Source organism: uncultured Maricaulis sp. (genome assembly GCF_905480005.1).
In the GTDB taxonomy this organism is placed as follows: Bacteria; Pseudomonadota; Alphaproteobacteria; order Caulobacterales; family Maricaulaceae; genus Maricaulis.
Genome location: NZ_CAJQOO010000011.1, coordinates 80,612 through 105,783 on the forward strand (window position 1 = coordinate 80,612; position 25,172 = coordinate 105,783).

A 25,172-nucleotide genomic window follows, 5' to 3' on the forward strand; every position below is an offset into this window, starting at 1 on the left:
ACCAGCCGCAAGGAGCATGTGATGCGGATCGACAAAATCCCCGCGGGCGAAAATCCGCCTGAGGACATCAATGTCATCATCGAAGTCCCGGTCGGCGGCCAGCCGGTCAAGTACGAGATGGACAAGGATGCGGGCACGCTTTTTGTGGACCGTTACCTGCACACGCCGATGAGCTATCCGTGCAATTACGGCTTCATGCCGCACACCCTGTCGGAAGACGGTGACCCGATCGATGTGATGATCGTTGGCCACACCACGCTGGTGCCCGGCTGCGTCGTGCGCGCCCGTCCGATCGGCGTGCTGCTGATGGAAGACGAGAGCGGGATGGACGAGAAAATCCTGGCCGTTCCGCATCCCAAATTGTCGCCGCTATACGGCAAGGTCAACGAGCCGGAGGACATCCCGGAACCGCAGCTGATGCGCATCAAGCATTTCTTCGAGCACTACAAGGATCTCGAGCCCAACAAGTGGGTGAAGGTGATCGGCTGGGGTGATGCGGCCAAGGCGCGCGAGCTGATCGTCGAATCGATCGAGCGCGAGAAGGGCTGAGCCTTTTCGCACCGCCGACACGAAAAAGCCCCGGACTGGCTGGTCCGGGGCTTTTCTGTGCGCTGGCGCGCCTATCCCATCCGCTTGCCGAAATCCTTCAGGATCTCGCGGGCGGCATTATGGCCGGGCGCACCGGTGACGCCGCCGCCGGGATGGGTGCCGGAGCCACATTGATACAAGCCCTTGATCGGGCTGCGATGATCGGCATGACCAAGCACCGGGCGGGCCGAGAAGAGCTGGTCCAGGCTCAGCGCGCCATGAAAAATGTCGCCGCCAACGAGGCCGAAGGTCCGTTCCAGATCCTTCGGCGTCAGGGCCTGGTAGCCCAGCACGCTGTCCTTGAAGCCGGGCGCCCAGCGCTCGACCGTGTCGAGCATGACCCGGGCGACCTCGTCACGATGATCATCCCAGTCGCGACCGCCGGGCAGTTCCGGCGAGACGTGTTGGCAGAACAGGCTGGCGACATGTTGGCCGTCCGGCGCCAGGGTCGGGTCCAGCGTTGAGGGGATCAGCATCTCGATGATGGGCGCCTTTGACCAGCCATCGCGGCGGGCGTCGACATAGGCCTGTTCCATATAGGCGAGAGAGGGCGCCATGATGATGCCGGCGGTGAGATGATCGCCCTCGCCCGGCAGGGCTGTGAAACTCGGCAGCCGGTCCAGCGCGACATTCATCCGGAATGTGCCCGAGCCACAGCGATAATGGCGGATGCGCTCGCTGAAATCATCGGGCAGGGCGGCCGGGTCGATCAGGGATCCGAACAGGAGTTTGGGGTTGAGGTTGGAGACCACCGCCCGGGCGCTGAGCGTCTCGCCGCTTGCCAGTCTGACCGCGCCCGAGCGTCCGGCGTCATCGACCAGGACATTCTCGACCGCGCATCCGGTGCGGATCTCGACCCCGCGTGCCTCACAGCAGCGCGCCATGGCCTGGGTGATGGCCCCCATACCGCCGATGGCATGACCCCAGGCGCCCTTCTTGCCATTCACCTCGCCGAACAGGTGGTGGAGCAGGACATAGGCACTGCCCGGCGTGTAGGGGCTGGCGAAATTGCCGACAATGCTGTCGAAACCGAACAGCGCCTTGATGGCGTCACTCTCGAACCAGCCATCCAGCCAGTCTCCGGCCGATTTGGAGAAGAGGTCCAGCAGGTCACGGCGCGCCGTCATCGACATATTGCCCAGTTTTCCACCCAGATTGGCGGCTTTCAGCAAGTCCGGAATGGCGCCCAGGAAACTGCCCTCCGAGAGATTGGGCGGGGTCTCCAGGACCAGCGCGCGCAGCGTGTCGGCGACGACTTCAAGACGGGCTTCATAATCCCCCAGCCGTTCGGCATCGCGGGGCGAGAATTTGGCGAGATGCTCGCGGGTCAGTGCGTCGCCGGCCAGCAGATAGCGATCGTCTTCCAGCGGCAGGAAATTGCCGATCCGCCGCTCGACAATCTCGAGGCCATGCCCGTGCAGATCGAGATCGGCGATTACTTTCGGGTTGAGCAGCGAGACGGTGTAGCTGGCGACGGAATTGCGGAAACCGGGATGGAATTCCTCGGTGACCGCTGCGCCGCCGACCATGTCGCGGCGTTCCAGCACGGTCACTTTCAAACCGGCCTTGGCCAGATAGGCGGCACAGACCAGACCATTGTGGCCGCCACCGACGATGATGATGTCACGGTCGGGACGGGCGCCGTCGGCAGGGGTGTGGGCGGTTTTCTTGAGGGCGTTCATGGCGCAGGAGATTGGCCGCGAACCGGAAAAAGCACAATGCAGAGTGCAAGTTGTGCCGGCGGAGCGTGGCTCAGGCCGTGCTGGCAAAGGCGCCGGCGACATCCCGGGCCAGCACGAGGGCGCGCCCTTCGGCGATGATGTGCCCGCTTTTGGTGACGCAGGTCGTGGCCAGATCGACGAGATGCTTGTCGGGGCGCAGGCGCGTAATCTCGATTCGGGCCGTCAATTCGTCGCCCAGCGGCGCCGGCGCCAGGAAGCGGGTTTCCTGCTTGAGATAATTCGTGCCCTCACCCGGCAGGTCGACGCCCAGAAGATAGGAGAAGAGGCCGTTGATCAGGGCTTCCGGCACGGTGTCGCCGGCGAGCGGAGCGCCGGTGAGTGTGTGCAGGGCGTCGGCATCCTGCGGCGAGAAGGTGCGCCGCGTGATCGCGCTCTGACCGATCGCGAGCGGCTGACTCATACCGTCACCTCGGTCTCGCCGAGGCAGGTGATGACGCCGTCCGAGAGGCGTGTGACTTTCAGTGCGATCGTCACGCCGTGTTCTGTTTCGCCCACTGTTTCGGCCTCGAAACGAAGCGCCTCGCCCGCCGGGCTGGGAGCCGGATATTGCGTGTTCTGTCTCAGCTGGCGTCCACCGGGCATGATTGTCTCCACCAGGCCGCGCAGGACAGAGCACAAAAGCGCGCCATGGGCGACGGTTCGACCGAAACGGGTCCGGGCCGAGAATTCCGGGTCGACATGGATCGGGTTGTCATCGCCCGACAGGCGGGCGAAGGCGTTGAAATCGGCCTGGCTGAAAGTCCTGTCCAAGACTGCATGGTCACGCGCCGGGACGGGTTTCGGGGCCGTCATTCAACCCCCTCCGGTCGGGGCAGGAGATGCTTCTGCACCTTGCCGGCGGCGGTGCGCGGAAACTCGTCAGCGCGCAGGAAGTGCCGGGGCAGCTTGTAGCCCGCCAGCCGTTCCCGGCACCAGGCGCGCAGGGCCTCGTCGGTCACCGATTTGCCCGAACGCAGGATGAGATGGGCACAGCCGACCTCCCCCCACTTCTCGTCCGGCACGCCGGTCACCGTGGCTTCAAGGATGGCGGGGTGTTCGTCGAGGACATTCTCGACTTCGGCCGGATAGACGTTTTCGCCGCCCGAGATGTACATCTCCTTGATCCGGCCGGCGATGAAGCAATAGCCATCGGCGTCGAAACGGCCCAGATCGCCGCTCTTGAGCCAACCATCGGCGGTGAAGAGCGATGCGGTTTCGGCGTCGCGATGCCAATAGCCCGGCGTCAGGCCCGGTCCGAAGAATTGCACCTCACCGGTCTCGCCCGTGGGCAATGGCGCGCCGTCTGGCGTGGCGATGCGCGCATTGATGAGGAGTTGCGGCTTGCCGACAGAGCCAATCTTCGCCAGCGCATGCTCGCGATCCATCAGAAAGGCGGTCGGACCGGTCTCGGTCATGCCGAAGCCGTTGCAAACGATCGCTCCGCGGGCAGCAAAGGTCTCGATCAGCACGTCCGGCATGGGCGCACCGCCACAGGCCCAGTGGCGCAGCCGCGTCAGGTCTGCGCCCTCGAAGGCCGGGTGGACGGAGAGTTCGCGATAGACCGCCGGAACGCACAACATGACATCCAGGCGGCCCTCATCGATCAGTTTGAGAACCGCGCCGGCATCGAAGCCGGACAGGATGTGATTGAGTCCGCCTGCCATCAGCACGGGCAGGGTGTGAAGATTGATGCCCGCCGTGTGGAAGAGAGGCAGGAAATTGACCGTCGCATCGCCGTCCCGCAGACCAATGGCCTGGGAGATGTTGACGTAGTTCACCAGCGCCATGCGATAGGTCTGGATCACCCCCTTGGGACGACCGGTCGTGCCGGATGTATAGATCAGATACCACGGCTCATCACCGGGCCAGGCCGGGCGCCCCGGGTGCGGGGCTGCTGCCTTGCGCGCGCTTGGCCAGTCATCTTCCAGATCGACGCAGGTCAGCCCGGTCGGGGCGGCGGCCTCGGCGGCGGCGTCGGCATCCTCCGCACCGGCCAGAAGCAGGACCGGATCACAATCGGCGAGCAAGTCGCTCAATTCACGTGCCGGCATGCGCCAGTTGAGCGGTGCGAGAATGGCGCCCAGCTTGGCACAGGCAAACAGCGCCTCGAAAAACTCGATCCGGTTGCGGCACAGGATGGCGACGCGGTCCTTGGCTTTCACCCCGCGTCCAGCCAGCACGCTGGCCGCGCGAGCGCAGCGGTCTTCAAGCTCGGCAAAGCTGACCGTCTCGCCGGTTTCAACCCTGTGGAAGGCGGTCCGGTCGGGCGTCAGCGCCGCGCGCCTTGCGGTGATGTCGGTGATCATATCCATCAGCCGGCCTCCGCTCTCGGACCGAGGAAGGCAGCCATCCGCTCACGCGTTTCCGGGCGGACGAGGAGGCGGGTGAAGGCTGCCAGCTCGCGGTCGAGACGGGTCGAGAGCGGGTCCCGGACATCGCGCGCTTCGAGCAGGCGGCGGGCGGTCACGGCGACGACCGGGTCGTGGCTGGCCAGTCCGGCGAGGAGTGTTTGCACGCCGTCCGTGAAGTCCGCGGCCGGGTAGAGCATGTCGGCCACGCCCATCTCGAATGCCGCCAGAGCGCTGACGCGATTGTCGAGGGCAAGCCAGCTGGCGGTCCGTGCCGTACCGATCCGCTCCGGCAGGAGCGCGGTCCAGCCGCCATCGGGCGCGAAGCCCATTTTTGCGTAATAGGGCTGGATGAAGGCGTCCTGGCTCATCACCGTGATATCACAGGCCAGCATCAGGCCGATCGCACCGCCGGTCACCGGTCCATTGACCGCGGCCACGGTGGGGCAGGGCAGAGCGCGCAGGGCCAGAATCGTGCGGTTGAGCGCGGACACAACGGCAGTGCCGAAGGCCTCAAGGGCTGCCGGATCTTCGGCGCGGGCGTGAAATTCGCGGATATCGCCGCCCGACGAGAAAGCCCGGCCTTGCCCGGTGAGCACAACCGCGCGGGCATCAACACAGTGCGACAGCGCTTCGGTGAGGGCGTCGAGCAGGTCGGGCGTCAGGGCATTGGCACGTCCGGGACGGTTCAGGCGGACCCAGGCCGTATCGCCGTCACGGTCGAGAATGACCGGCATTATGTCCGGCATTTCACTCATGGTTTCAGGCCATTGGCGATGAGGTCGGAGACGGTGCGGGCAACCTCTTCCGGGTCGCGATCCCCTTCCCAGATACCGTATCGGAGCCCCATGAAAACGCTCATCCCGATCAGGGCCCAGGCGCGCGTACCCTGGTCGCCGGCCCGGACCTCGCCCCGCGCCGCGGCGTCTTCCAGATTGCGCTGATAGCGTTCGAGGAAGACGTCGTAGTGAGCCTTGTAGGCGTCCGGCGCGACGAATTGGCTCTCTTCGATGATCCGGTAGAGATTCGGGTGGGCGCGGGCGAATTCGATATAGGCGACCAGACCGCGATGTTCGGTCTCCAGGCGGTCGGGCGCACCCTTGACGCGTTCGGCGATCCAGCCGCGTGTCATGTCGCCCATATGCGCCACCAGGGCGCGGAAAATTTCGTCCTTGGAATCGAAATAAACGTAGAAAGTCCCCAGGGCCACCGAGGCGCGGCGCGTAATATCGCCGATCGAGGTGGCATGAAAACCATTCTCCCCGAAAGCCCCTTCAGCCGCATCCAGCAACCTGTTCCGGGTCCTTTGACCGCGTGCGGTCTTGGGTCGTTTATCGACCGAGCTCGTTTCAGAAGTTGACATATGATTCAGTTTTCACAAAATGGATCCTAAATCAATATGGCACGATCCAGCGAAAATTGGACGGCCAAGGGGAGTTTGAGTTTTGGCCAACCCGCAGCCGCAAGGTCCGGAAAACGGTGAGCGCATGACGCGTCACCTCACCCTGCGTGACGGGACGGTTCTGGCCTATCGCGATATCGGTAGCGGACCGGTGCTCTTCCTGGTCCATGGCTGGGCGGCGTCGGGCATCTTCTTCGAAGACATCGCGGCCCGACTGGCAGACGAGTTTCGCGTCATCATTCCGGACCTGCGCGGTCATGGCGATACGCCGGCCGGGCCCGGGAGGGCGACAATCACCGACCTGGCCGATGACATGGACGAGCTTATCGCCACGCTGGGCATCGCCCCGATAATTGCGCTCGGCTGGTCAATGGGGGCCACGGTATTGTGGTCGATGATCGAGCGTCATGGCCATGACCGGCTGGCCGGCATGGTCATCGAGGATATGAGCCCGCGCATCCTCAATGATGCGAGCTGGACGCTCGGCATGTCGAGCGGCATGGATGTCGAGGCTTCGGTCCGCGCGACCGCAGCCATGCGGGCCGACTGGCCTGCCTATGCCGCCGCCTTTGCCCCGCGCATTTTTGCCCGCGACCGGGCGGCTCGCGAGCCGCAAATCGTCGCGGAAGCCCTGACACTCCTGGTCGCCCGAAACGCCAATTCCATGGCGGATCTGTGGGCGTCCATGGCGCAGCAAGACCTGCGCGCAACCCTTCCGGGAATGGCCATCCCGGCGCTGATCGCCTTCGGCGAACGCAGCGATGCCTATGGCCCGGAGACGAGCCGCTATCTCGTCGAAACCCTGCCCGCCGCAACGGCGCACGGGTTCGCCCACTCCGGGCATGCACCGCATCTCGAACAACCGGAAGAATTTGTCGACGCGGTCAGAAACTTCGCCCGCCAGGCCCTGGCGCAGGCGGCATCCAACGACACCATCGAGGGGAGTACCCAATGAAAAAGTTCAAGACCCTGACGGGCAGCGCGCTCTTGCTGAGCACGGTTGCCACATCAGCCCTGATCACGGCTCCGACCGTGGCCCAGGACAATGGCGCGTCCCAGGACCGCGAAGTCATCACCGTGACGGCTCGTCGTCGCGAGGAAACACTGCAGGACGTGCCGCTGTCTGTCTCGGCCATGTCCGGGGAAGATCTCGAGCGCATGGGCGCGCTCGACATCGTCGCCATTGCTGACACCACACCGAATATCACGCTGGAAGTGTCCCGCGGCACCAATTCGACCCTGTCCGCCTTCATCCGCGGCGTCGGTCAGCAGGATCCGGTTGCCGGTTTCGAAGCCGGTGTCGGCATTTATGTCGACGACGTCTATCTCAACCGTCCGCAGGGCGCTGTGCTCGATATCTATGATGTCGACCGCATCGAAGTACTGCGCGGCCCGCAGGGCACGCTTTATGGCCGCAACACAATCGGTGGTGCCGTCAAATACGTCACCCGTCGCATCGACCCGGATCAGCCGACCCTGTCGACCCGGGTCAGCGTCGGCAGCTATGGCCAGCTCGACACGGTCCTGTCCGGCAGCGCCCCGCTCGACGACACATTCCGCATCGGTGCGACAATCGGCCGTTTCACGCGCGATGGCTTCGGTGAGAACCTGAATACCGGCGAAGAAAACTACGACAAGAATGTCTTCGGCTACCGCGTCTCCGCCGAATGGGAACCGACGGACACCTTCTTTGTTCGCCTGGCCTATGACAGCGTCTCTGACACATCGAATGCGCGTGGCGGTCACCGCCTGATTCCGGGCGCCCTGTCCGGTGCGCCTGTCCTGGACAATGTCCATGACACCCGCGCCGGCCTGAATGTCGTCGACCAGGAAGTCGAAGGCGATGGCGTCGCCTTGACCGCTGAATGGGAGATCAATGAGAATTGGACGATCCGCAATATCCTCGCCGATCGCTCCGACACCTCGATCACCCCGATCGATTTCGACAACCTGCCGTCCGGCGATCTCGACGTGCCGGCGATCTACGAGAACGAGCAGTTCTCCGAAGAGTTCCAGCTGCTCTACTCCGGTGAGCGTCTGAACGGTCTGGTTGGCTATTACTATCTCGACGCCAATGCGACGACGGTCTTTGATGTGCTGCTGGAAAACCTCGGCGCTGCAATCGCCCTGCCGGGCCTGAACGCCCAGACCTTCGGCGATGTCGACACCAAGACCTGGTCGGTCTTTGCCAACTTCACCTATGACCTCACCGATGAGTTCTCGCTGACACTCGGCGGCCGTTACACCGAAGACGAGCGGACATCGACCGTTCTGCGTCGGACCTATATCAACGGTTTCTCCGAGTTCTTTGGTGGCGCCGGCATTCCGATCGCCACGACATCGGACTTCACCGGCACCAATTCCTGGGATGATTTCTCGCCGACCGCCTCGCTTGCCTGGCAGCCGAATGCCGAGAACAATTTCTACGTGACCTATTCCCAGGGCTTCAAGGGTGGTGGTTTCGATCCGCGCGCCCAGACGACGGGCACACCGGACTTTGACCAGAACGGCACGATCGAGGCCGATGAAGTCTTCCAGTTCATGAGCTTTGATCCGGAGACGGTCGACAGCATCGAGATCGGCTGGAAATACCAGGGCAATGGCTATCGCCACAGCCTGGCCGTCTTCAACATGGACTATACCGACATCCAGGTGCCGGGTTCTGTGGGTATCGATACCGATAATGACGGTATCAACGACACCTTCACCGGCGTGACCACCAATGCCGGCGCCGCCACCATTCGCGGTATCGAATATGAAGGCTCGCTGGATCTCGGTCAGGACGTGTTCGCCCAGGGCGACATCATGACCCTCGGCTGGGCCGTCGGCCTGCTGGACGGCGAATACGACCAGTTCATCAATGCCTTCGGTGTTGATGTCTCTGATCAGGTCGTGATCCAGAACACGCCGGACACCACGGCTTCGGCCACGCTGACCTACATCACGCCGCTGCATGGTGGCGATCTGTCGGTCATCAACACGATCAGCCATCGTGGTGACTCCAGCCAGTTCGAATTCCCCTTCCCGCTGCTTGATCAGGGTGCCTACACCCTGTGGAACGCATCCATGGTCTGGGAAGGCGAGGACGGTCACTGGCAGTTCGGCCTGCATGGCCGCAACCTGACCGATGAAGAGTATCGGGTCTCCGGCTATGACTTCGTCAACAATACGACGCTGGCACCGGAACTGGGCCTTGAAGGTACGCTGGTTGGCTATTACGGCCCGCCGCGCACGGTGACGGCCACGATCTCCTGGCGCTACTAGGCCTCCTGGTTCGGCGGACGGGACCCTCCCCTGTTCGCCGGTTCCGGACTATCCTGACGGCGGCGCCCAGACCGGGTGCCGCCGTTCTTGTTTTCTCAACTCACGGGGTCTGCCATGCGCGTCCTGATCGCTCTTCTTCTCGGTGTCTTCTTCCTCGTGGGTGTGGGCGTCTACGTCCTGACCCAGATGCGCCAGGACGCGGCAGGGCCCGCCGATGGCGGTGTGGACCTGGCGGAGGGGCCCGGCATCGACTCGCCCTGGTGGAGCGAGGCGGACCGCCTGGTCGATGTCGCCGGTCAGCCAACGCGGGTCCGTATCGAAGGCCCTGAAACAGCACCGGTCCTGATCCTGGTGCACGGTTTCTCGCACTCCCTGGAAAGCTGGGATGCGTGGGCGGCGGATCTGTCGGCCGACTACCGGGTTGTGCGCATGGATCTGCCCGGTCACGGACTGACCGGACCGGACCCGCAGGCGCGTTACTCGGTTTCGCAGACGGTCGAGTTTGTCGATGGTTTGATGGACGCGCTCGACATTCCCGACGCGACCCTGGTCGGCAATTCCCTCGGCGGGCTGGTCAGCTGGCGCCTGGCTGTTGCGCATCCGGACCGGGTCAACCGGCTCGTCCTGCTGGCACCCGGCGGCTATTCCATCAATGGCGTCACCGAAGAGCCTGTCGACGTGCCAATCCCGGTTCGCTTCTTCCTGACCCAGGCGCCGGAACCGGTGATCAATGCGGCGACCCAGGCCCTGTTCGCAGACCCGGCCCGCATGCCCGAGGGCATGTCCGGCCGCGTCCATGAATTGATGCGCGGGGAAGGCGTGGGCGAGGCGATGGTCGAACGACTGGAAGTGTTCACCCTGCCCGAGCCGTCCGCCGATCTCGCGCGTATCGCGGTTCCGACCCTGATCGTGTGGGGCGAAGCCGATCGCATGGTGCCGCCCTCACACGGTCCCCTGATGGCCGCCACCATTCCGGACGCGCGACTGGTCACCTATCCGGATCTCGGACACGTCGTGCATGAGGAAGCGCCCGCTCGAACGCTGGCTGACATGCGGGAGTTTCTCGAGGCGCCCTAGGGCTCAGGCCTTGCGGCGCTGAGCGATCTCGGCCTGCAGATCGGCCCAGTCCTTGGGGTCGACATCGCTTTCGCGCAGAACCACCACGCCGAGACCATTCTCGCCACCGGCCTCCTCGCCGCACAGGAGGCGGCCGAGGGCATGGGTGCGGGCGGTCTCGCGATTGAGGCAGGGACGGTAGACGATATTGCGACCGGCCTGCTGACGCTCGACGGCACCCTTGCGGCGCAGGCCGTGCAGGACAGCCAGCGTGGTGTCGGCCGGCTGGCGGGTCGCCATGGCGAGCTCGCTCACGGAGGCGCCGCCACGATCCCAGAGGATGCGCATGGTGGCGTTCTCGTCGTCAGTGAGGCGTTCGCTCTGGCTCATCATCATCATCCTTCCACATTTCCGGCCTGACCTGAAACGTGACAGGTCTGGTGTGTTAAGGATTTGTTTGCAAAGCTCGCGCCGCAGATCGCCATCAAAGTCATGCGATCAGTCTGGGGGAGCACATGGCACAAGACAAGTCATCCGCGCGCAAGGCCTATTGGCGTGCCAATCTTGGCCTCATGGGCGTTTTGCTCGCGATCTGGTTTACCGTATCCTTCGGCTTCGGCATTCTTTTGCGTCCCTGGCTGGACCAGGTCTCGCTGGGCGGCGCGCCGCTGGGTTTCTGGTTCGCCCAGCAGGGATCCATCCTCGTTTTCATCGTGCTGATCTTCTACTACGCCTGGGCCATGAACCGGCTCGAGGCGCGCTTTGCCGAACAGCTTGGCAGTGATGACATGACGCCCGCCGCCGCGACGGATGCGCCTGACCAGGAGGACGCGTCATGACGGCAACCCTGTTCTGGACCGGCTTCTTCGTCATCACGTCCTTCGCGCTTTATATCGGTATCGCGATCGCTTCGCGGGTCGGCTCGACCGATGAATTCTACGTCGCCGGCCACCATGTGCCGCCGGTCTTCAATGGCATGGCCACGGCGGCGGACTGGATGAGCGCCGCTTCCTTCCTGTCCATGGCCGGCCTGATTGCCTTTTCCGGCTATGACGGTTCGGTTTTCCTGATGGGCTGGACCGGCGGATATGTCCTTCTGGCCCTGCTGCTCGCGCCCTATCTGAGGCGGTTTGGCAAATTCACCGTGCCGGACTTCATCGGCGACCGCTATTATTCCGACACGGCCCGTGTGGTTGCGGTGATCTGTGCGATCTTCGTCTCCTTCACCTATATCGCCGGACAGATGCAGGGCGTCGGTATCGCCTTCTCGCGCTTCCTGGAAATCCCGATCGAGGCCGGCGTCGTGATCGGCGGGCTGGTGGTCCTGATGTATGCCACGCTCGGCGGAATGAAGGGCATCACCTACACCCAGGTCGCCCAGTATTGTGTGCTGATCTTCGCCTTCATGACGCCGGCGATCTTCATCTCGCTGCAGCTGACCGGCACGCCGGTCCCGCAGCTTGGCTTCATCGGCAATGCCAGCGATGGCATGCCGCTCCTCATGAAGCTGGATGGCATGCTGACCGAGCTCGGATTCGCCCCCTATACCGACGGTTCCAAATCGACCTTCGACGTCTTTGCCATCACCCTGGCACTGATGGCGGGAACCGCGGGTCTTCCCCATGTCATCGTGCGCTTCTTCACCGTGCCCAAGGCCGCCGATGCCCGCAAATCGGCCGGCTGGGCGCTCCTCTTCATCGGCATCCTCTACGTCACCGCGCCGGCGGTTGCCGTCTTCGCCCGGACCAATTTCATCGAGACGGTGAATGAGAGTGTCTATGACGCCGAGACCACCGCCCTGGTCGAGGGCGAGAGCGAGACACCGGACTGGTTCCATCGCTGGGAGACGACCGGCCTCCTCGCCTTCGAGGACCGCAATGGCGATGGCCGTATCCAGTATCGTGCCGATCCCGAGGCCAATGAGGTCACCACGCTCAATCGGGATATCTTCGTGCTGGCCAATCCGGAGATTGCCAATCTGCCCGCCTGGGTGATCGGCCTCGTCGTCTCCGGCGGGATCGCCGCAGCCCTCTCGACCGCGGCCGGCCTCCTGCTGGTGATCTCATCCTCGATTTCGCATGATTTGTGTCGCAAGGTCCTGTTCAAATCCATCACCGACAAGCAGGAACTCCTGATCGCCCGGTTATCGGCGACGGGGGCGGTGCTGATTGCCATCCTCGCCGGCATCTATCCGCCGGGCTTTGTCGCCTCGGTCGTGGCGCTGGCCTTCGGACTGGCGGCCGCCAGCTTCTTCCCCGCTATCCTGCTGGGCATTTTCTGGCAGCGCATGAGCAAGGAAGGCGCGATTGCCGGCATGGTGACGGGGCTGGGGGTCACCGGCGCCTATATTCTCACCTACAAGATTTTCGGCTGGGTCCCGAACAATGCGGAGCACTGGATACTCGGTGTCTCGCCGGAAGGCTTTGGCACGATCGGCATGGTCATCAGTTTTGCCGTCTCGGTGACGGTCTCCCTGCTGACGCCGGCGCCGCCCCCCGAGGTGAGAGAGCTGGTCGAACGGATACGCGCACCCTAGGTTCATGGCATGATCCCTTATCTCCTTAATCTCGCTGTCATCCTTGGCGTCATGGTCCTGACATGGCCGTTCAGCGTGCCCCGCAAGGACCCGTCCTATATCGACGCGATCTGGCCGCTCGGCTTTCTCGTGCTGGCGCTGTCTTCGCTGCTCTTCGCCGGTGCGGACGGCTCGACCTGGTATGTCGTCCTGGTGGCGATCTGGTCCCTGCGCCTGGGCAATCATCTCTTCACACGCTGGCAGCATGAGGGGCCGGACAAGCGCTATCAAAAACTGCTGGAGCGCTCACCGCCGGGCAAGGAAGCGATCTTCATGCTGGTCGCGGTCTTCCTCTTGCAGGGCGTTCTTCTCTGGGTGACGGCCCTGCCGGTCCAGCATGCGGTCATGGAGGGCGCCAGCTATGCCGCGCCCGCCGCGATCGCCGGGATTGTTCTCTTCGTGGTCGGTCTTGCTTTCGAAGTGATCGGTGATCGTCAGCTCGCCGCCTTCAAGGCCGATCCGGACACCAAGGGCCAGGTCATGGACAAGGGTCTGTGGCGCTATACCCGCCATCCGAACTATTTCGGCAATGCCGTCCTGTTCTGGGGGCTGTGGCTGATCGCCGTCGCCGATGGCGATGGCTGGTGGACAATCATCGGCCCGCTCTTCCTCACCTTCACCCTGACCCGCTGGACCGGCGCCAAAATGCTGGAAGAAGGCCTGCACGAAAGCCGGCCCGGCTATGCGGATTATGTCGCGCGGACATCGGGCTTTGTGCCGTGGTGGCCGAAGCGGGGGTGAGGGGGTTCGACCCGGACTTCATCTCAATTGCGCCGTATTCTCGACCGGATCGACAGCTTATCCTTGCTGCCGGGAGTTGGAGGGGGTGTTCATGCGTTTGTTTCTACTTGCGGCAGCGACAGCCGTTTTCGCGGCGGGCAGTGGTTGGGCGCAATCGGTGTCAGGGTCCGAACGGTTTGATGAGTATTGGCGCGACTCAAACGGGTCCGGGAGCGCGCTTTATGAATGCCGATTGTATGCCGACGACCTGACGCTGGAAGAGGCTCAAATCTGCCGGGAGAATGAGGATGCGTACGAGACGCGTGTTGCAGACGGGCCGACTGATCTCGCCTTCTACTTCCAGGAAGCCATCATGCGTGGCGGGGGCGAAGCTGCGATCATCCGGCGATTTGCGGACCAGCTCGACATCTCTGTCGAGGCGGCTGGATTGGCGGTCGAGCTTCTGATCGAAACACGTCGTTTTCGGGGAGATTGTGGCAATATCTATTTCGGTTGCGCTTGGCCTGCGGATAGCGTCTTGCCAGCGCTCTGGGAGCAGGTTCCGGTACTGTCAGAAGCGCCTTTGCTCTTTGCGTCCTTTGGACGACAGCACTCATTCAAGCTCAATTGGGTGCGAATGAGCGCGAGTTGGGTGTCAGCGGGTTCGACGCTGGAATTCCTTCGGGACGAATACAGCTACACTCAGGATTTTCGCATTCTGGTCGCGCTGGATGAGGGCGCACTTGATCTTGAATTCCTGCAGTCTGTTTTCACGCGGCCGCCCGGCGATGTCAGTGAGGTTGATCAATTTGCCTATCTGACCTGGTTGTTGGAGCATGCGCCGGGGCGGGCTGTCGGGCGCGCTGAACGTCTGGTGTTGAAGGCGCTTGTCATGCGTAGCGCGATCCGTGTCGGGCAGCATGAACGTGCCTTCGGCATGTTTGTCGCCTTGAGTTCAGATGAGCAGCGGCAACTCTGGTCCCTGACCAGCCATTCGCCATCAGGGGCAGCCGAATCGCAAAGGTCACGCCAGCAAACCTATGAGTTGATGGTCTGGCTCGCAGCATCGGCGATCGATCAGGCGCGACTGGATGTGGCGGCTGACTTGCTTGAGCAAGCGGATGATATCGCCGTTTTTAGCGAAGAAGATGCGGCGATTGCCGAGGCCTACGCGTCAACGCAGCGCTACGGGAACCGGCGGACCCGGATTGCAAGTCACGCTGATGCGGCGCTTGGGGCCATGTTGCGGGAGGCCATGTCTCCGCAATTCTCGCCGAATGAGCGCTATAATCTCTTTGTGCTGGGTGGGCCGACGCGCGATGTCATGCGTCCCGACGAACGCGGTATGGCCCGAGCGACGGCGGGCTGGCTCTGGCTGATCCCGAGCGCGCCCCTTGTTTTTGGTGATATTGCGGTCGATCTGCTGGAGGGCGCCGAAGATACCGACGCCTTGGCTGCACATCTGGTTCGCGCTGATGCGGCCTCGGGCAGCGGCTGGAATCAGGACGTTGAACTGGATCTGGACATCCCCGGCTTTCTCGCTTTGCGAGCGACTGCCGAGTCCTCCCCAACTCCGGCCACTGTCGAAGAAAACACGGAAGTCGTGCCGCCGCCTCGCCTCACGGTCTTCGAGGAATTGCCACTGCCAGAGGGAGTCAGCACGGAACCTGCAATCATGTTCCCGGAGCCAGCAATAGTCCCGGATGGGGTCGTCTTGCCGGTTAGTGAATGGCAGGTTGCCCGGCTGGAACCGCGTGGTGAGGTCTGGGACCTGATCTACACCTCCACTGAACTCGACCCGACGGGTGAGGTCTCAGCTGGCGGGTATTGGTACGTCCAGAGTGAACCGGGTGGCACCGATTGGCAGCAGCCGGTCTATCTCGGTCTGCAACCGATGTTCCCCTACGTCATCCTGCCTGGGTCGAGTCTGCCCATGATCGTCGATGACCGCCTTCAGCTGGCCGTCGTGGTTCGTCAACTGGACCCGGCCAGCATCACCTTCCCGCCGATCGGCCTGGCGCTGAAACGGGAGGAGGACGGTCTTTTCATCACGGCGCGGCTCGCTGTTCTGACCCGGGACCAGGATGAGGACGGGCTAACGGATGTTTTTGAGCATCGGATCGGGCTGGACATGACGAACCCCGACACTGATGGCGACGGGCTTGATGATGGTATCGACGGATTGCCGCTCACGCCCTTTGATCCGGCGCGTGTGCACGAGGCCGAGCTGATCCGCCTCATGATCAGCGAAGTCCTTGGCCACGATGCGGCCGCCATCCGGGTTCCGGTTCATGAACCGGGCGCCGGGCTTGAGCAGATCATCGGGAATGCTCTGGCGGGGCGTTCGGTGCCACCTTCGAGCCGGTCCACATTGATCTTGAAGGGTGATCCGGATCTGTTTGCAGGGGTGATCAGTGATCAGCGTCTGATTGTGCTGGATGGCGACGCTGAAGCCCGGATGAGTCCCGATTATGGCATCACCTATCCATTGGGCTTTTCGGCGATTCTGCCGAACAGCGACCGCAGTCAGGTTTATGTTGTCTGGAGCGCCGGATGGACGGGTGGAGAATTCTATATTCGTCGTGATGATGTCGGCGCCTATGAGGTGACCGTTACGAGTTCATGGATCACCTGATCAGGACGGGTGCTCGATTTCTGCGGCATAAGGAGGGTTTCGATCTTGGTTGAAGGCGCTCGCCGGGCGCTCACCCCGCCATTCATCACTTGCCGAGATGTCGCCGTATCCGGTTTTCCAGGTCAAGGGCCGCAAAGCGGCCGCTGCGCGGTTTCACCCTTGAGCTGGAAAATCGGATGCGGCTTGCTGGCTGACAAGGGATCAATGGATGATTGCGCGCGGTTGCGCCCGGAATGAACCGCGCGGGACGCTGATTGTCTCCGGTCTCCCCCCTCAATGAAAATCCCGGCTCCTGGGCAAGATGTCTTCCAGCCGTTCGCCCTGCATGACGCGGCGGTAGAGGGCAACGGTTCGGGGGTCGGCATTGGGGCGGGCGATTTCGTCGGCATGGGCGACGGCTTCAGCGAAATCAGCCCCGTCAGCGAGCGCGGCGAGGCGCCAGGACTGGTCAGTGAGGCGGTTGGCGACGACATGAATGACGCGGCCCTCCTTTTGGACCCGGCCGGTCACGCCGAGCAGTTTCGATGACATGACAATGCGGCGGTGCCGCTCGAAACAGCTTGGCCAGACGATGATATTGGCGATGCCGGTCTCGTCCTCCAGCGTGGCGAAGATCACACCCGAGGCCGAGCCGGGGCGTTGGCGCACGAGGACCAGCCCGGCCAGGGTGACCCAGCGGCCATCGCGCATGTCACTGAGGGCGGCGCAGGGCACATGGCCGGTCTCGGCCAGCTCGCCGCGAAAGAAGCTCAGCGGGTGAGCCTTCAGGGACAGGCGCAGGGTGGCGTAATCCTGCGCGACCTGTTCGCCGCCGGTCAGTTCGGGCAGGGCGACGGGGTGTTCGGCGCCCCAGCTGTCGGCATGCTGGAAAAGGGGAAGCGGCTTGCCGGCCTCGGCCAGGGCGGTCCAGCTCGCCTTGCGCCGGTCCATGTCCAGGGAGCCGACCGCATCGGCATTGGCCAGCCGGTCGAGTGAGCCCTTGTCCAGCCGGGCCCGGCGGGCGAGATCGGCCAGGCTTTCGAAACATCCCTCGGCCTGGCGCGCGGCGACCAGGCGGGCGGCGGCGGGCTCTTTCATGCCCTTGATCTGGCGCAGGCCCAGCCGCACGGCAAAGCGCATGCCGGTGCCGTCGCGGCGCGGGATATCGGTCTCTTCCAGCGTGGAATCCCAGTCGGAATGATTGATGTCCGGCGGACGCACATCGACGCCATGTTCACGGGCATCGCGCACCAGCTGGGCCGGGGCGTAAAACCCCATGGGCTGGCTGTTCAAGAGGGCGGCGAGGAAGACGTCGGGATAATAATGCTTCAGCCAGCAGGAGACATAGACGATGAGGGCGAAGCTGGCGGCATGGCTTTCGGGAAAGCCGTATTCGCCGAAGCCTTCGAGCTGTTTGAAACAGCGCTCGGCAAAGTCCGGCTCATAACCATTGGCAATCATGCCATGCATGAGTTTCTGGCCCATTTCATGGATTGTGCCCGAGCGTCGGAAGGCGGCCATGGAGCGGCGCAGCCGATCGGCCTCCGACGGGGTGAAACCGGCGGCCACAATGGCGATCCGCATCGCCTGTTCCTGGAAGAGCGGCACGCCGAGCGTCTTGCCCAGTACCTCCTCCAGTTCGCGTGAGGGATATTCCACGACTTCCTCGCCGCGGCGCCGGCGCAGATAGGGATGGACCATGTCGCCCTGGATCGGTCCGGGCCGGACGATCGCGACCTCGATCACCAGATCATAGAAATTGCGCGGTTTGAGCCGGGGCAGCATGGTCATCTGGGCGCGGCTCTCGATCTGGAAAACACCAACCGTGTCGGCCTTGCAGATCATGTCATAGACGCGCGGGTCCTCGGCCGGGATGCTGGCCATGGTCAGATGGCGGCCATGATGCGTGGCCAGCAGGTCGAAGGCGCGCGCGACACAGGTCAGCATGCCCAGACCCAGCACATCGACCTTCATCAGGCCGAGCGCGTCGATATCCTCCTTGTCCCATTCCAGCATGGTGCGTTCGGGCATGGCGGCATTGTGCAGGGGCACGATCTCGTCGAGTCGGGCCCGGGTCATCACGAAGCCGCCGGGATGCTGGGCCAGGTGTCGCGGAAAGCCCATCAGCTCGCGGGCATAGCGCAGCGTCATGGCCAGGGCCGGGCTGTCCGGATCCAGGCCCAGCTCGTCGCGGATACGGCTCTCCTGGATTTCGCCGGACGACCAGCCCCACAGGCTTTTCGACAGGGCGGAGATGACATCGCCGGACAGGCCGAACACCTTGCCGACTTCGCGGATGGCGCCGCGCGGACGATAGCAATTGACCGTCGCCGTCATGGCGGCGCGGCGGCGTCCGTATTTCTCATAGACATACTGGATCACCTCTTCGCGGCGATTGTGCTCGAAATCGACATCGATATCGGGTGGCTCGCCGCGCTCGGCCGAGACGAAACGTTCGAACAGCAAATCAATCCGGTCCGGATCGACCTCGGTGATGCCGATCGCGAAACAGACCGCCGAATTGGCCGCCGAGCCACGCCCCTGGCACAGGATTCCGCGGGAGCGGGCAAAGCGGATCACGTCCTGGACGGTGAGGAAATAGGACGGGTAGTCGAGCCCTTCGATCAGATCCAGCTCGCGCGCGACCGCCGCGGCGATCCTGTCCGGTGCGCCGCCGGGATAGCGGGTCATCAGACCTTCGGCGGCGAGACGGCGCAGGGTCTCGTTCGGGGTTTCATTCTTGCCGATCACCTCATCGGGATAATTGTAGACCAGCTCGTCCAGCGAGAAGGTCAGGCGGCGGGCGATCGCGACAGAGCGGGCGACGGCCTCCTCATATCCGTCAAACAGGCGATAGATCTCGGCTGCGGGTTTGAGGTGGCGTTCGGCATTGGCGGCGAGGTGGAAGCCGGCCTCGTCAATGCGGACATGCTCGCGGATACAGGTGACGACATCGGCCAGGGGTTTGCGGCCCGGCGCGTGATAGCGGGCATCGGTGCTGGCGACCGTGGTCAGGCCCCAATCCTGCGCCAGCATGCTGAGCCGGTGCAGGCGTTCGCCGTCGCGGCCATCAAACCAGCGCGTCAGGACCAGATGGGTCTCGCCTTTCAGCCCGGGCAGGAAGGTCGTGACCCTGTCCTGCCAATCCTGGCTCGGCTCGCGCGGCGGGATCAGCAGCAGAAGCTGGCCCGTCGAGGCGTTCGCGACCGCCTCGGCGTGCAATTCGCAATCGCCCTTGCTGGCCGCGAAATTGGCGTCGGTGAGCAGGCGGGTCAGCCGGGCCCAGGCGGCCAGATCCGTTGGATAGGCGGCGATTTCCAGTCCGCAGCGGGTGACAAGACGGGTGCCGGGAAGCAGCGCGATACCGGCATCCTTGGCGGCCAGGTGAGCGCGGACCATGCCGGCAAAACTGTTGCGATCAGCCAGTCCGATGGCGGCCAGACCCAGCGCCCGGGCCTGGGCCACCATCTCGTCAGGATGCGAGGCGCCGGTGAGGAAGGTGAAATTGCTGGCCGTGAGCAATTCCGCAAACTCACGGCTCATTACGCGTCCTCCGCAAGGCGGGGGATTGGGTCCGGCACCTTGCGGCGGGTCGATGGAGGTGTGTCGGCCAGCGCGCGGCGAATATCAGCCACAACCCGGTCAAAGTCCTGAAACACGGCCTCATTGGACACGCGGACAAGCGTCCAGCCCTGGTCGGTCAGCCAGTCCGTCCGCGCCGCATCATACAGGACCTGCCCGGGGCTGAGATGGGGCGGGCCATCAACCTCCACAACCAGCCGCGCCGACAGGCAGGCAAAGTCGACGATATAGCGTCCCAGCGGATGCTGGCGCCGAAAGCGGAACCCGTCGAGGCGGCGTCCGCGCAGGCCCTGCCAGAGGCGGACTTCGCTCATCGTCATGTTCCGGCGCAGGTGGCGGGCTTGCCGGGTGGCGCGTTCGCGGTCTTCTCGCATGTCTGACTCCTTTCTTTTCCCTCCGTCTCGCTGCGCTCGACACCTCCCCCGCCTTGCAGGGGCGGGTCATGACGCGCCATGGACGAACCATTGGGGGCGGGTGGTTTCGAGGCCGTAGAGGCCGTCGCGATAGAGCCAGAAGCGGCGGCCTTCGCGGGTTTCGACGCGGAAATAATCGCGGGTGCGGGCCGGGCGTTCGGTCTGCCAGACACCCTCCCGCCACCAGTCCGGGGCGAGGCGTTCCGGGCCTTCAGCACGGTCGACCTGATGACGGACCCGGCGCCAGATGAAGCTGCGCGGCGGGCCGTCGGGGATTTCAGCGACCGCTTCGGCCGGTTCCGGTCGGGCCAGGATGAGCAGGGGGCGTTGTGGCGGTGGCAGGAGCGTGGATTGCGGTGCGGGCTCGGCGACAGCCAGCATGGCGGAGCGGCGTGAGGCAGAAGGGACGGGCGGGGATGCCAGCGCCGGGCGCCAGAGGGCGGCGCGATCAGGCTGATGGCTGGCCCGGCGGGCGGCGCGCTGGACCTTGTCCTCACCCAGGCGCACGACCAGGCGATCGGTCAGGCGGGCCAGATCGGTCTCGTCGATCCGGCCATCATCGACCAGCCCGTCCTGGCGTTCGCCCAGACGCTGGGTGGCGCGGGCAGTCAGCTCGATCATTTCGATCCCGAAACCGATATCGATCTCGGCCCGGTCGAGCTTCTCGTTGAACAGGCGGGCGAGATGACCGGCCTCGCGGGCCGGAGCGGCGGTGCCCAGGGTGAGGAGATGGGTCTTGCCGTCGACGCGGAAGAGGTGGAGGTCGAGCCGGGTGACGCCGCGCCCGGCGGCTTCCAGCGCCTCGCACAAACCCTCGGCCGTGTCCTTCACCCCCTGTTTCAACCCGTCCAGCAGGAGGAGGGCATCGACATAGCGGGTGCGGGCGCGAAAGGGCGTCACCGGCTGTAGCGGATTGAGGATTTCGCGGGCCCGGCCGGTCGCCTGGTCGAGCCGGTCGACCAGCGCGCGGCCGAAGCGGCGAACCAGGCTGGCGCGCGGCAGGCTGGCGATATCGCCGACCCGTTTGAGCCCGAAACGGCGCAGGGTGGCGGCGGTCTCGCCAATGCGCAGGGCGGTGACCGGCAGCGGGTTGAGGGCAGCGATGTCCTTGACCACGACCTGGCCATCCGGTGCGTCGGGGGCGGTGTGACGGGCCAGACCCCAGGCCAGGCCGATCGTCGGCGCGATGGCGCCATGGGCCTTGTGGCCCTGGCGGCGCAGGGCGGTCAGGGCTTCGGTGAGCAAGGCCGCCTCGCCACCGAATAAATGGGCGCAACCGGTGATTTCCAGCAGGATGCCGTCCTCGCCGGGCTGGCCGGGATCGGGGGCGGTCCAGGGCGACCAGCGACCACAGCCTCGCGCCAGCGCGGCCAGGCGGCGGATATCGCCAGCCGGATCGGCCGGGCGCAGTTGCAGGGTCGGCTCGAGCGCCTTGGCATCGGAAACCGCCTGGCCGGGCTGAAGGCCGCATCGGACCGCGTCGGTATCGAGCGCATAGAGGCGTTCGCCGCCCGTCGTGGAGTGGACAAGGGCGAAGGGGGACTGCCGGGTCGGCGTCCCGGTGTTGTCCAGCTTGCCTGACGGCCCCGGTGAGGCCGGCTTATCCGGTGAGGCGGATGAGTTGGCCGGCCAGGGCCGGGCCGAAACCGGCCGGAGCCGGGCTGGCGGGTCGGGTATAGGGCTCGGCATTGCGCTCGGGCGATGCCGGTCGGTCGGCCAGCGGGGCAGGCTCAAGGACATGAAACGACGCATGTTTCCACTCGATCTCGTATTCCTGTGGCGGGCCGCCCCTGACCCGTTCCAGTGCGGCGTGAAACCGCGGTTCTCCCAATCCCGGCAGCCCTCGTGCGCCGATCCAGGCCCGTGCCGGGGACGGGCGGGCGGCGATACGCCAGCGACTGAGCGCGGCGCTGGGCGCAAGGCCCTCATGCGGTCGCAGGACCAGAGCCAGGGCTCCGGCCCGCCGCGCCGCCTGGTCGAGCCGGCGCGTGGCGGTCAGGTCATAGCGGGCCGAGGGCCCGGTCTCGCCGATCACCACGGCGCCGGTCTTCAAACCCTCTTCCAGCGTCCACAGCGTATCCGTCTCGCTGCCCGTCTCGACCAGGATGAGCCGGGCCGGATCGAGCCCCCATTGCGCCAGTGCCGGCGGGTAGGGGCGACCGAAATCCTGCCCGGTGCCCATGGAGCGCCGGACCCAGAGCACCGGGCGTTGCGCCAATTGCTCGCGCCCGCCATGGCCTTGCCCTGCACCGCCCAGATGGGTCGCCATGAGACCCGCCTGGAAAGCCAGGGCGGCGGGCGTGTCGAGATAGCCGGCCGGACAGATCTCGTGCAGGCCCGGCGCCAGCTCGAGCGGATCATCACCACAGCGCGCCGCATCGCCGCAGCGGGCCGGCCCGGGGTTTGCCACCGCACCGTGGTTTGCCACCGCACCGGGGTCCGTCACCGCACCGGGGTCCGTCACCGCACAGGGGTTCGCCACCACACCGGGGTCCGTCACCGCACCGGAATTGGCCGCAGGCCCGGCGCCCGCACGCACAGTCTCTCCCGACCGTCCGATTGGCGGTTTGCCCGACGTTTCAGGCGATCCGCTTTCGCTCATATCCAGGGCCCGTATCTGACGGCGCAGCTCGGCAAGCTGCTGCCGCCGGTCAGGACGTGACGGCACAGTCATCAGGTTTGGCTCTCGCTTGATGTTCTACTTATGTTCTCATCTGAGGAAAAAGAGTCAAGCAGCGAATCCGGGTGCTTTCGCAGGGCCGGCCAAACGCGCTAGACTCCCCGCCATGTGTGGACGCTATGCCCTTGGAAAGCTTGAGTGGTGGATCCTGCAGGAGACGTTCAAACTCCAGCAGGGCGCGCTCAACATGGAACCGCGCTGGAATATCGCGCCGACCCAGCGGGCGCCGATCATCCGCCGTGAGGATGGCCGCACCGAAGCGGTCATGGCGCGCTGGGGGCTGGTCCCCTATTTCTGGCAGAAGCCGCTGAAAGCGATGAAATACTCGACCTTCAACGCCAAGTCGGAGACGGCCGCCTCGGCCCCCAGTTTTCGCGTCCCCTTCCAGAAGCGCCGCTGCATCATCCCGGCCGTCGGCTTTTACGAATGGACTGGCCCGAAAGGCGCCAAAAAACCCCATTTCATCACCGTGAAAGACCAGGACTGGTTCGGCTTTGCCGGTCTGTGGGACCGTGTCGAAATCGAGGGCGAGACGATCGAGAGCTTCACCATCCTGACCACCCAGCCGAACGCGGCCATGGCGACGATCCACACCCGCATGCCGGTCATTCTCGGCCCGGAAGACTTTGACGCCTGGACCGATACCGACAATCTGGAGGTCGAAACCCTGCTCAAGGGATTGCCGTCCGACGCGATGGTCATCCGCGAGGCCAACAAGGCGGTCGGCAATGTCCGCATCGACGAGGACTGGCTGATCGAACCGGGTGATGGCCCGCAGCGGGTCGGGCTGATCTAGGCGGGTGTATTCAGGGAGTAGCGCGGACCGGGCCGGGCTCCGGATCGGGCCCCGGGTCAATCTCGATGGGCATGTCCCAGACTGACCATGTGGGTACTTCGACCGGTTGGTCCTCGCGCCAGCGCTTGTAATAGACGGTGAAGGCCCGCTCCCAGGTCTTGTCGACCCGGGCCGTCGCCTCGCATTCCAGCTCGCCGCCATACATCCCCATCCAGCGGGGGATCATGATGGCCCGGAAAGTTCGGTCATATTCGGCCTGCAGGGCCTCGGCCTCGTCGAACAACGGGTCATCGTAGTCAATTTCCATGCCGTAGATCGAATCCTGGATTTCCTCAGAGACCGCCACTTCGACCCCGAAATACCAATTCATCACCGGCCAGCCCGTGACCTCTTCCTGGAACCAGTCATAGACACGGGACTCGTCGGATTGCGGGCGGAACATGCCCCACTGGAAGACGCTGATTACCACCATCCAGAAGATCATCTTGCCCTGGAAAAAGCGGATCCATAAGGGGATGCGTTCGCGTTTGGGGCGGACAATGAGGACGCAGAACCACAACGCCAGGGTAACCGCATAAAGGCTGGTCCATTGCAGCGTCGCCATGCCGATCATCTCGCGTTCGAACCACCAGTCATGGATCTCGCGACAACTAAAGGAGATGGTCGAAAACAGATGGAGCAAATACCAGAAGAAGGCCGCCAGCATGATGATCCAGGTCGTCATCCAGGCATGGCGCACGGGAAGTGGCGCGGACCGTTCAACCTTGCGGCGAAAGCGGCGCCTCATCCAGCATCATCGGGCTGCGCCCGAGCGGACAACGAATGTCCAACGGCCAGCCAGTTCTGGTCCTTCAGGGCGCGGGCGATACGGGCGAGGATCATGGCGCGCTCGCCTCGCGAGCGCTTTCCGGCAGGGCGGCGAGTACATCCCGTGCGCGCGCCAGCGTACCTTCATGCCAGACGCGATTGGCGAGATTGGCGCGGATGGTCAGGCGGGCGGCGACAAGCAGGTCGGGTGAGCGGCGCAGGTCTGCGGGTGCGGCCGCGAGATGGGGCGGCAGCGTGTCGATCTCGGCGACCGTCCAGGTGCTGGCTTCGAGCAGAATGCCGGCATTGTCAGTGATCAGGCGGGCCAGCGAGGCATAGGCCAGTTCCTGGCGTCGCACCTGCTCGTCAAATTCGACCAGCGCCGAGCGCAGGGCTTCCGACCGGATCAGGCGCATTTCACCGGAGGCGAGCAACTCGGCATAAGTGGCTGACCGGCCGGCGGGAACTGGCGTGCCTATGGCGTTGACCATGGCGATATAGAAGTCGGTCGGATCAACCTCTTCGGGCGGCTGGACCAGCATGGCTTCGAAGGCCGAGCCGGCCTCGATCCGGGTTGTTAACTGGGTCACGGTCTCGGCCGTGCGA

General features: G+C 64.3%; 22 protein-coding genes. 9 read left to right on the forward strand and 13 right to left on the reverse strand.

Annotated features, from left to right (window positions below):
- The first annotated feature begins 21 nt into the window (after positions 1-21).
- On the forward strand, positions 22-549 hold the full coding sequence (ppa, locus tag QZ266_RS02130; protein WP_295691266.1) for an inorganic diphosphatase: 528 nt from the start codon (positions 22-24) through the stop codon (positions 547-549).
- A gap of 71 nt (positions 550-620) precedes the next feature.
- Here the strand turns inward: ppa and QZ266_RS02135 are convergent, their stop codons facing one another.
- The 6 genes from QZ266_RS02135 to QZ266_RS02160 form a co-directional block, all read right to left on the reverse strand.
- Positions 621-2,270, reverse strand: a complete 1,650-nt coding sequence (locus QZ266_RS02135) for an NAD(P)/FAD-dependent oxidoreductase (protein WP_295691267.1) — start codon at positions 2,268-2,270, stop codon at positions 621-623.
- 70 nt (positions 2,271-2,340) lie between these two features.
- Positions 2,341-2,730 (reverse strand): phosphate acetyltransferase, encoded by a 390-nt coding sequence (locus QZ266_RS02140; RefSeq protein WP_295691268.1) that lies wholly within the window; start codon positions 2,728-2,730, stop codon positions 2,341-2,343.
- Positions 2,727-3,122: a MaoC/PaaZ C-terminal domain-containing protein gene (locus QZ266_RS02145; RefSeq protein ID WP_295691270.1), complete on the reverse strand. Its 396-nt coding sequence runs from the start codon at positions 3,120-3,122 to the stop codon at positions 2,727-2,729. Before QZ266_RS02145 ends, QZ266_RS02140 begins: the two co-directional genes overlap by 4 nt.
- The gene (locus QZ266_RS02150) at positions 3,119-4,621 is read right to left on the reverse strand and encodes a long-chain fatty acid--CoA ligase (protein WP_295691272.1); all 1,503 of its coding nucleotides are present in this window, start codon (positions 4,619-4,621) and stop codon (positions 3,119-3,121) included. The genes QZ266_RS02145 and QZ266_RS02150 overlap by 4 nt, the downstream gene beginning before the upstream one ends.
- On the reverse strand, positions 4,621-5,415 hold the full coding sequence (locus QZ266_RS02155; RefSeq protein ID WP_295691274.1) for an enoyl-CoA hydratase/isomerase family protein: 795 nt from the start codon (positions 5,413-5,415) through the stop codon (positions 4,621-4,623). Before QZ266_RS02155 ends, QZ266_RS02150 begins: the two co-directional genes overlap by 1 nt.
- Positions 5,412-5,948: a TetR/AcrR family transcriptional regulator gene (locus tag QZ266_RS02160; RefSeq protein WP_295691275.1), complete on the reverse strand. Its 537-nt coding sequence runs from the start codon at positions 5,946-5,948 to the stop codon at positions 5,412-5,414. The genes QZ266_RS02155 and QZ266_RS02160 overlap by 4 nt, the downstream gene beginning before the upstream one ends.
- 154 nt (positions 5,949-6,102) lie before the next feature.
- Between QZ266_RS02160 and QZ266_RS02165 the strand changes: the two genes are divergently transcribed.
- The 3 genes from QZ266_RS02165 to QZ266_RS02175 all read left to right on the forward strand — a co-directional run bounded on the left by QZ266_RS02165 (position 6,103) and on the right by QZ266_RS02175 (position 10,400).
- Complete coding sequence (locus QZ266_RS02165; RefSeq protein ID WP_295691277.1) at positions 6,103-7,014, forward strand: alpha/beta hydrolase; 912 nt, start codon at positions 6,103-6,105, stop codon at positions 7,012-7,014.
- On the forward strand, positions 7,011-9,323 hold the full coding sequence (locus tag QZ266_RS02170) for a TonB-dependent receptor (protein ID WP_295691278.1): 2,313 nt from the start codon (positions 7,011-7,013) through the stop codon (positions 9,321-9,323). The genes QZ266_RS02165 and QZ266_RS02170 overlap by 4 nt, the downstream gene beginning before the upstream one ends.
- Positions 9,324-9,437: 114 nt before the next feature.
- A complete protein-coding gene (locus QZ266_RS02175) occupies positions 9,438-10,400 on the forward strand; it encodes an alpha/beta fold hydrolase (RefSeq protein ID WP_295691280.1) in 963 nt (320 codons plus the stop codon).
- A gap of 3 nt (positions 10,401-10,403) precedes the next feature.
- Here QZ266_RS02175 and QZ266_RS02180 read toward each other — a convergent pair whose 3' ends face one another.
- Entirely contained in the window at positions 10,404-10,769 is a 366-nt protein-coding gene (locus QZ266_RS02180; protein ID WP_295691281.1) for a BlaI/MecI/CopY family transcriptional regulator, read from the reverse strand.
- Between the two features lie 125 nt (positions 10,770-10,894).
- On the opposite strand from QZ266_RS02180, the gene QZ266_RS02185 reads away from it, so the two are divergent.
- From QZ266_RS02185 to QZ266_RS02200, 4 genes are all read left to right on the forward strand, one after another.
- On the forward strand, positions 10,895-11,218 hold the full coding sequence (locus tag QZ266_RS02185) for a DUF4212 domain-containing protein (protein ID WP_295691282.1): 324 nt from the start codon (positions 10,895-10,897) through the stop codon (positions 11,216-11,218).
- Positions 11,215-12,915: a sodium:solute symporter family protein gene (locus QZ266_RS02190; RefSeq protein WP_295691283.1), complete on the forward strand. Its 1,701-nt coding sequence runs from the start codon at positions 11,215-11,217 to the stop codon at positions 12,913-12,915. Before QZ266_RS02185 ends, QZ266_RS02190 begins: the two co-directional genes overlap by 4 nt.
- A 9-nt stretch (positions 12,916-12,924) precedes the next feature.
- Positions 12,925-13,695, forward strand: a complete 771-nt coding sequence (locus QZ266_RS02195) for a DUF1295 domain-containing protein (RefSeq protein ID WP_295691285.1) — start codon at positions 12,925-12,927, stop codon at positions 13,693-13,695.
- Between the two features lie 91 nt (positions 13,696-13,786).
- Positions 13,787-16,309, forward strand: a complete 2,523-nt coding sequence (locus QZ266_RS02200; protein ID WP_295691287.1) for a hypothetical protein — start codon at positions 13,787-13,789, stop codon at positions 16,307-16,309.
- Between the two features lie 273 nt (positions 16,310-16,582).
- Here QZ266_RS02200 and QZ266_RS02205 read toward each other — a convergent pair whose 3' ends face one another.
- From QZ266_RS02205 to QZ266_RS02220, 4 genes are all read right to left on the reverse strand, one after another.
- Positions 16,583-19,831 carry an error-prone DNA polymerase gene (locus QZ266_RS02205; RefSeq protein WP_295691288.1) on the reverse strand — a complete coding sequence of 1,083 codons (3,249 nt, stop codon included), beginning with the start codon at positions 19,829-19,831 and terminating at the stop codon, positions 16,583-16,585.
- Entirely contained in the window at positions 19,831-20,244 is a 414-nt protein-coding gene (locus tag QZ266_RS02210; RefSeq protein WP_295691290.1) for an endonuclease domain-containing protein, read from the reverse strand. The genes QZ266_RS02205 and QZ266_RS02210 overlap by 1 nt, the downstream gene beginning before the upstream one ends.
- 66 nt (positions 20,245-20,310) lie before the next feature.
- Positions 20,311-21,972, reverse strand: coding sequence for a hypothetical protein (locus QZ266_RS02215; protein ID WP_295691291.1), 1,662 nt, complete (start codon positions 21,970-21,972; stop codon positions 20,311-20,313).
- On the reverse strand, positions 21,884-22,957 hold the full coding sequence (locus QZ266_RS02220) for a hypothetical protein (protein WP_295691293.1): 1,074 nt from the start codon (positions 22,955-22,957) through the stop codon (positions 21,884-21,886). Before QZ266_RS02220 ends, QZ266_RS02215 begins: the two co-directional genes overlap by 89 nt.
- A 112-nt stretch (positions 22,958-23,069) precedes the next feature.
- On the opposite strand from QZ266_RS02220, the gene QZ266_RS02225 reads away from it, so the two are divergent.
- Positions 23,070-23,759 (forward strand): SOS response-associated peptidase, encoded by a 690-nt coding sequence (locus QZ266_RS02225; protein ID WP_295691295.1) that lies wholly within the window; start codon positions 23,070-23,072, stop codon positions 23,757-23,759.
- Between the two features lie 10 nt (positions 23,760-23,769).
- On the opposite strand, the gene QZ266_RS02230 is transcribed toward QZ266_RS02225, so the two are convergent.
- Complete coding sequence (locus QZ266_RS02230) at positions 23,770-24,546, reverse strand: hypothetical protein (RefSeq protein WP_295691296.1); 777 nt, start codon at positions 24,544-24,546, stop codon at positions 23,770-23,772.
- 91 nt (positions 24,547-24,637) lie between these two features.
- The coding region (locus QZ266_RS02235) for a hypothetical protein (protein ID WP_295691297.1) at positions 24,638-25,172 on the reverse strand (535 nt) is incomplete at its 5' end.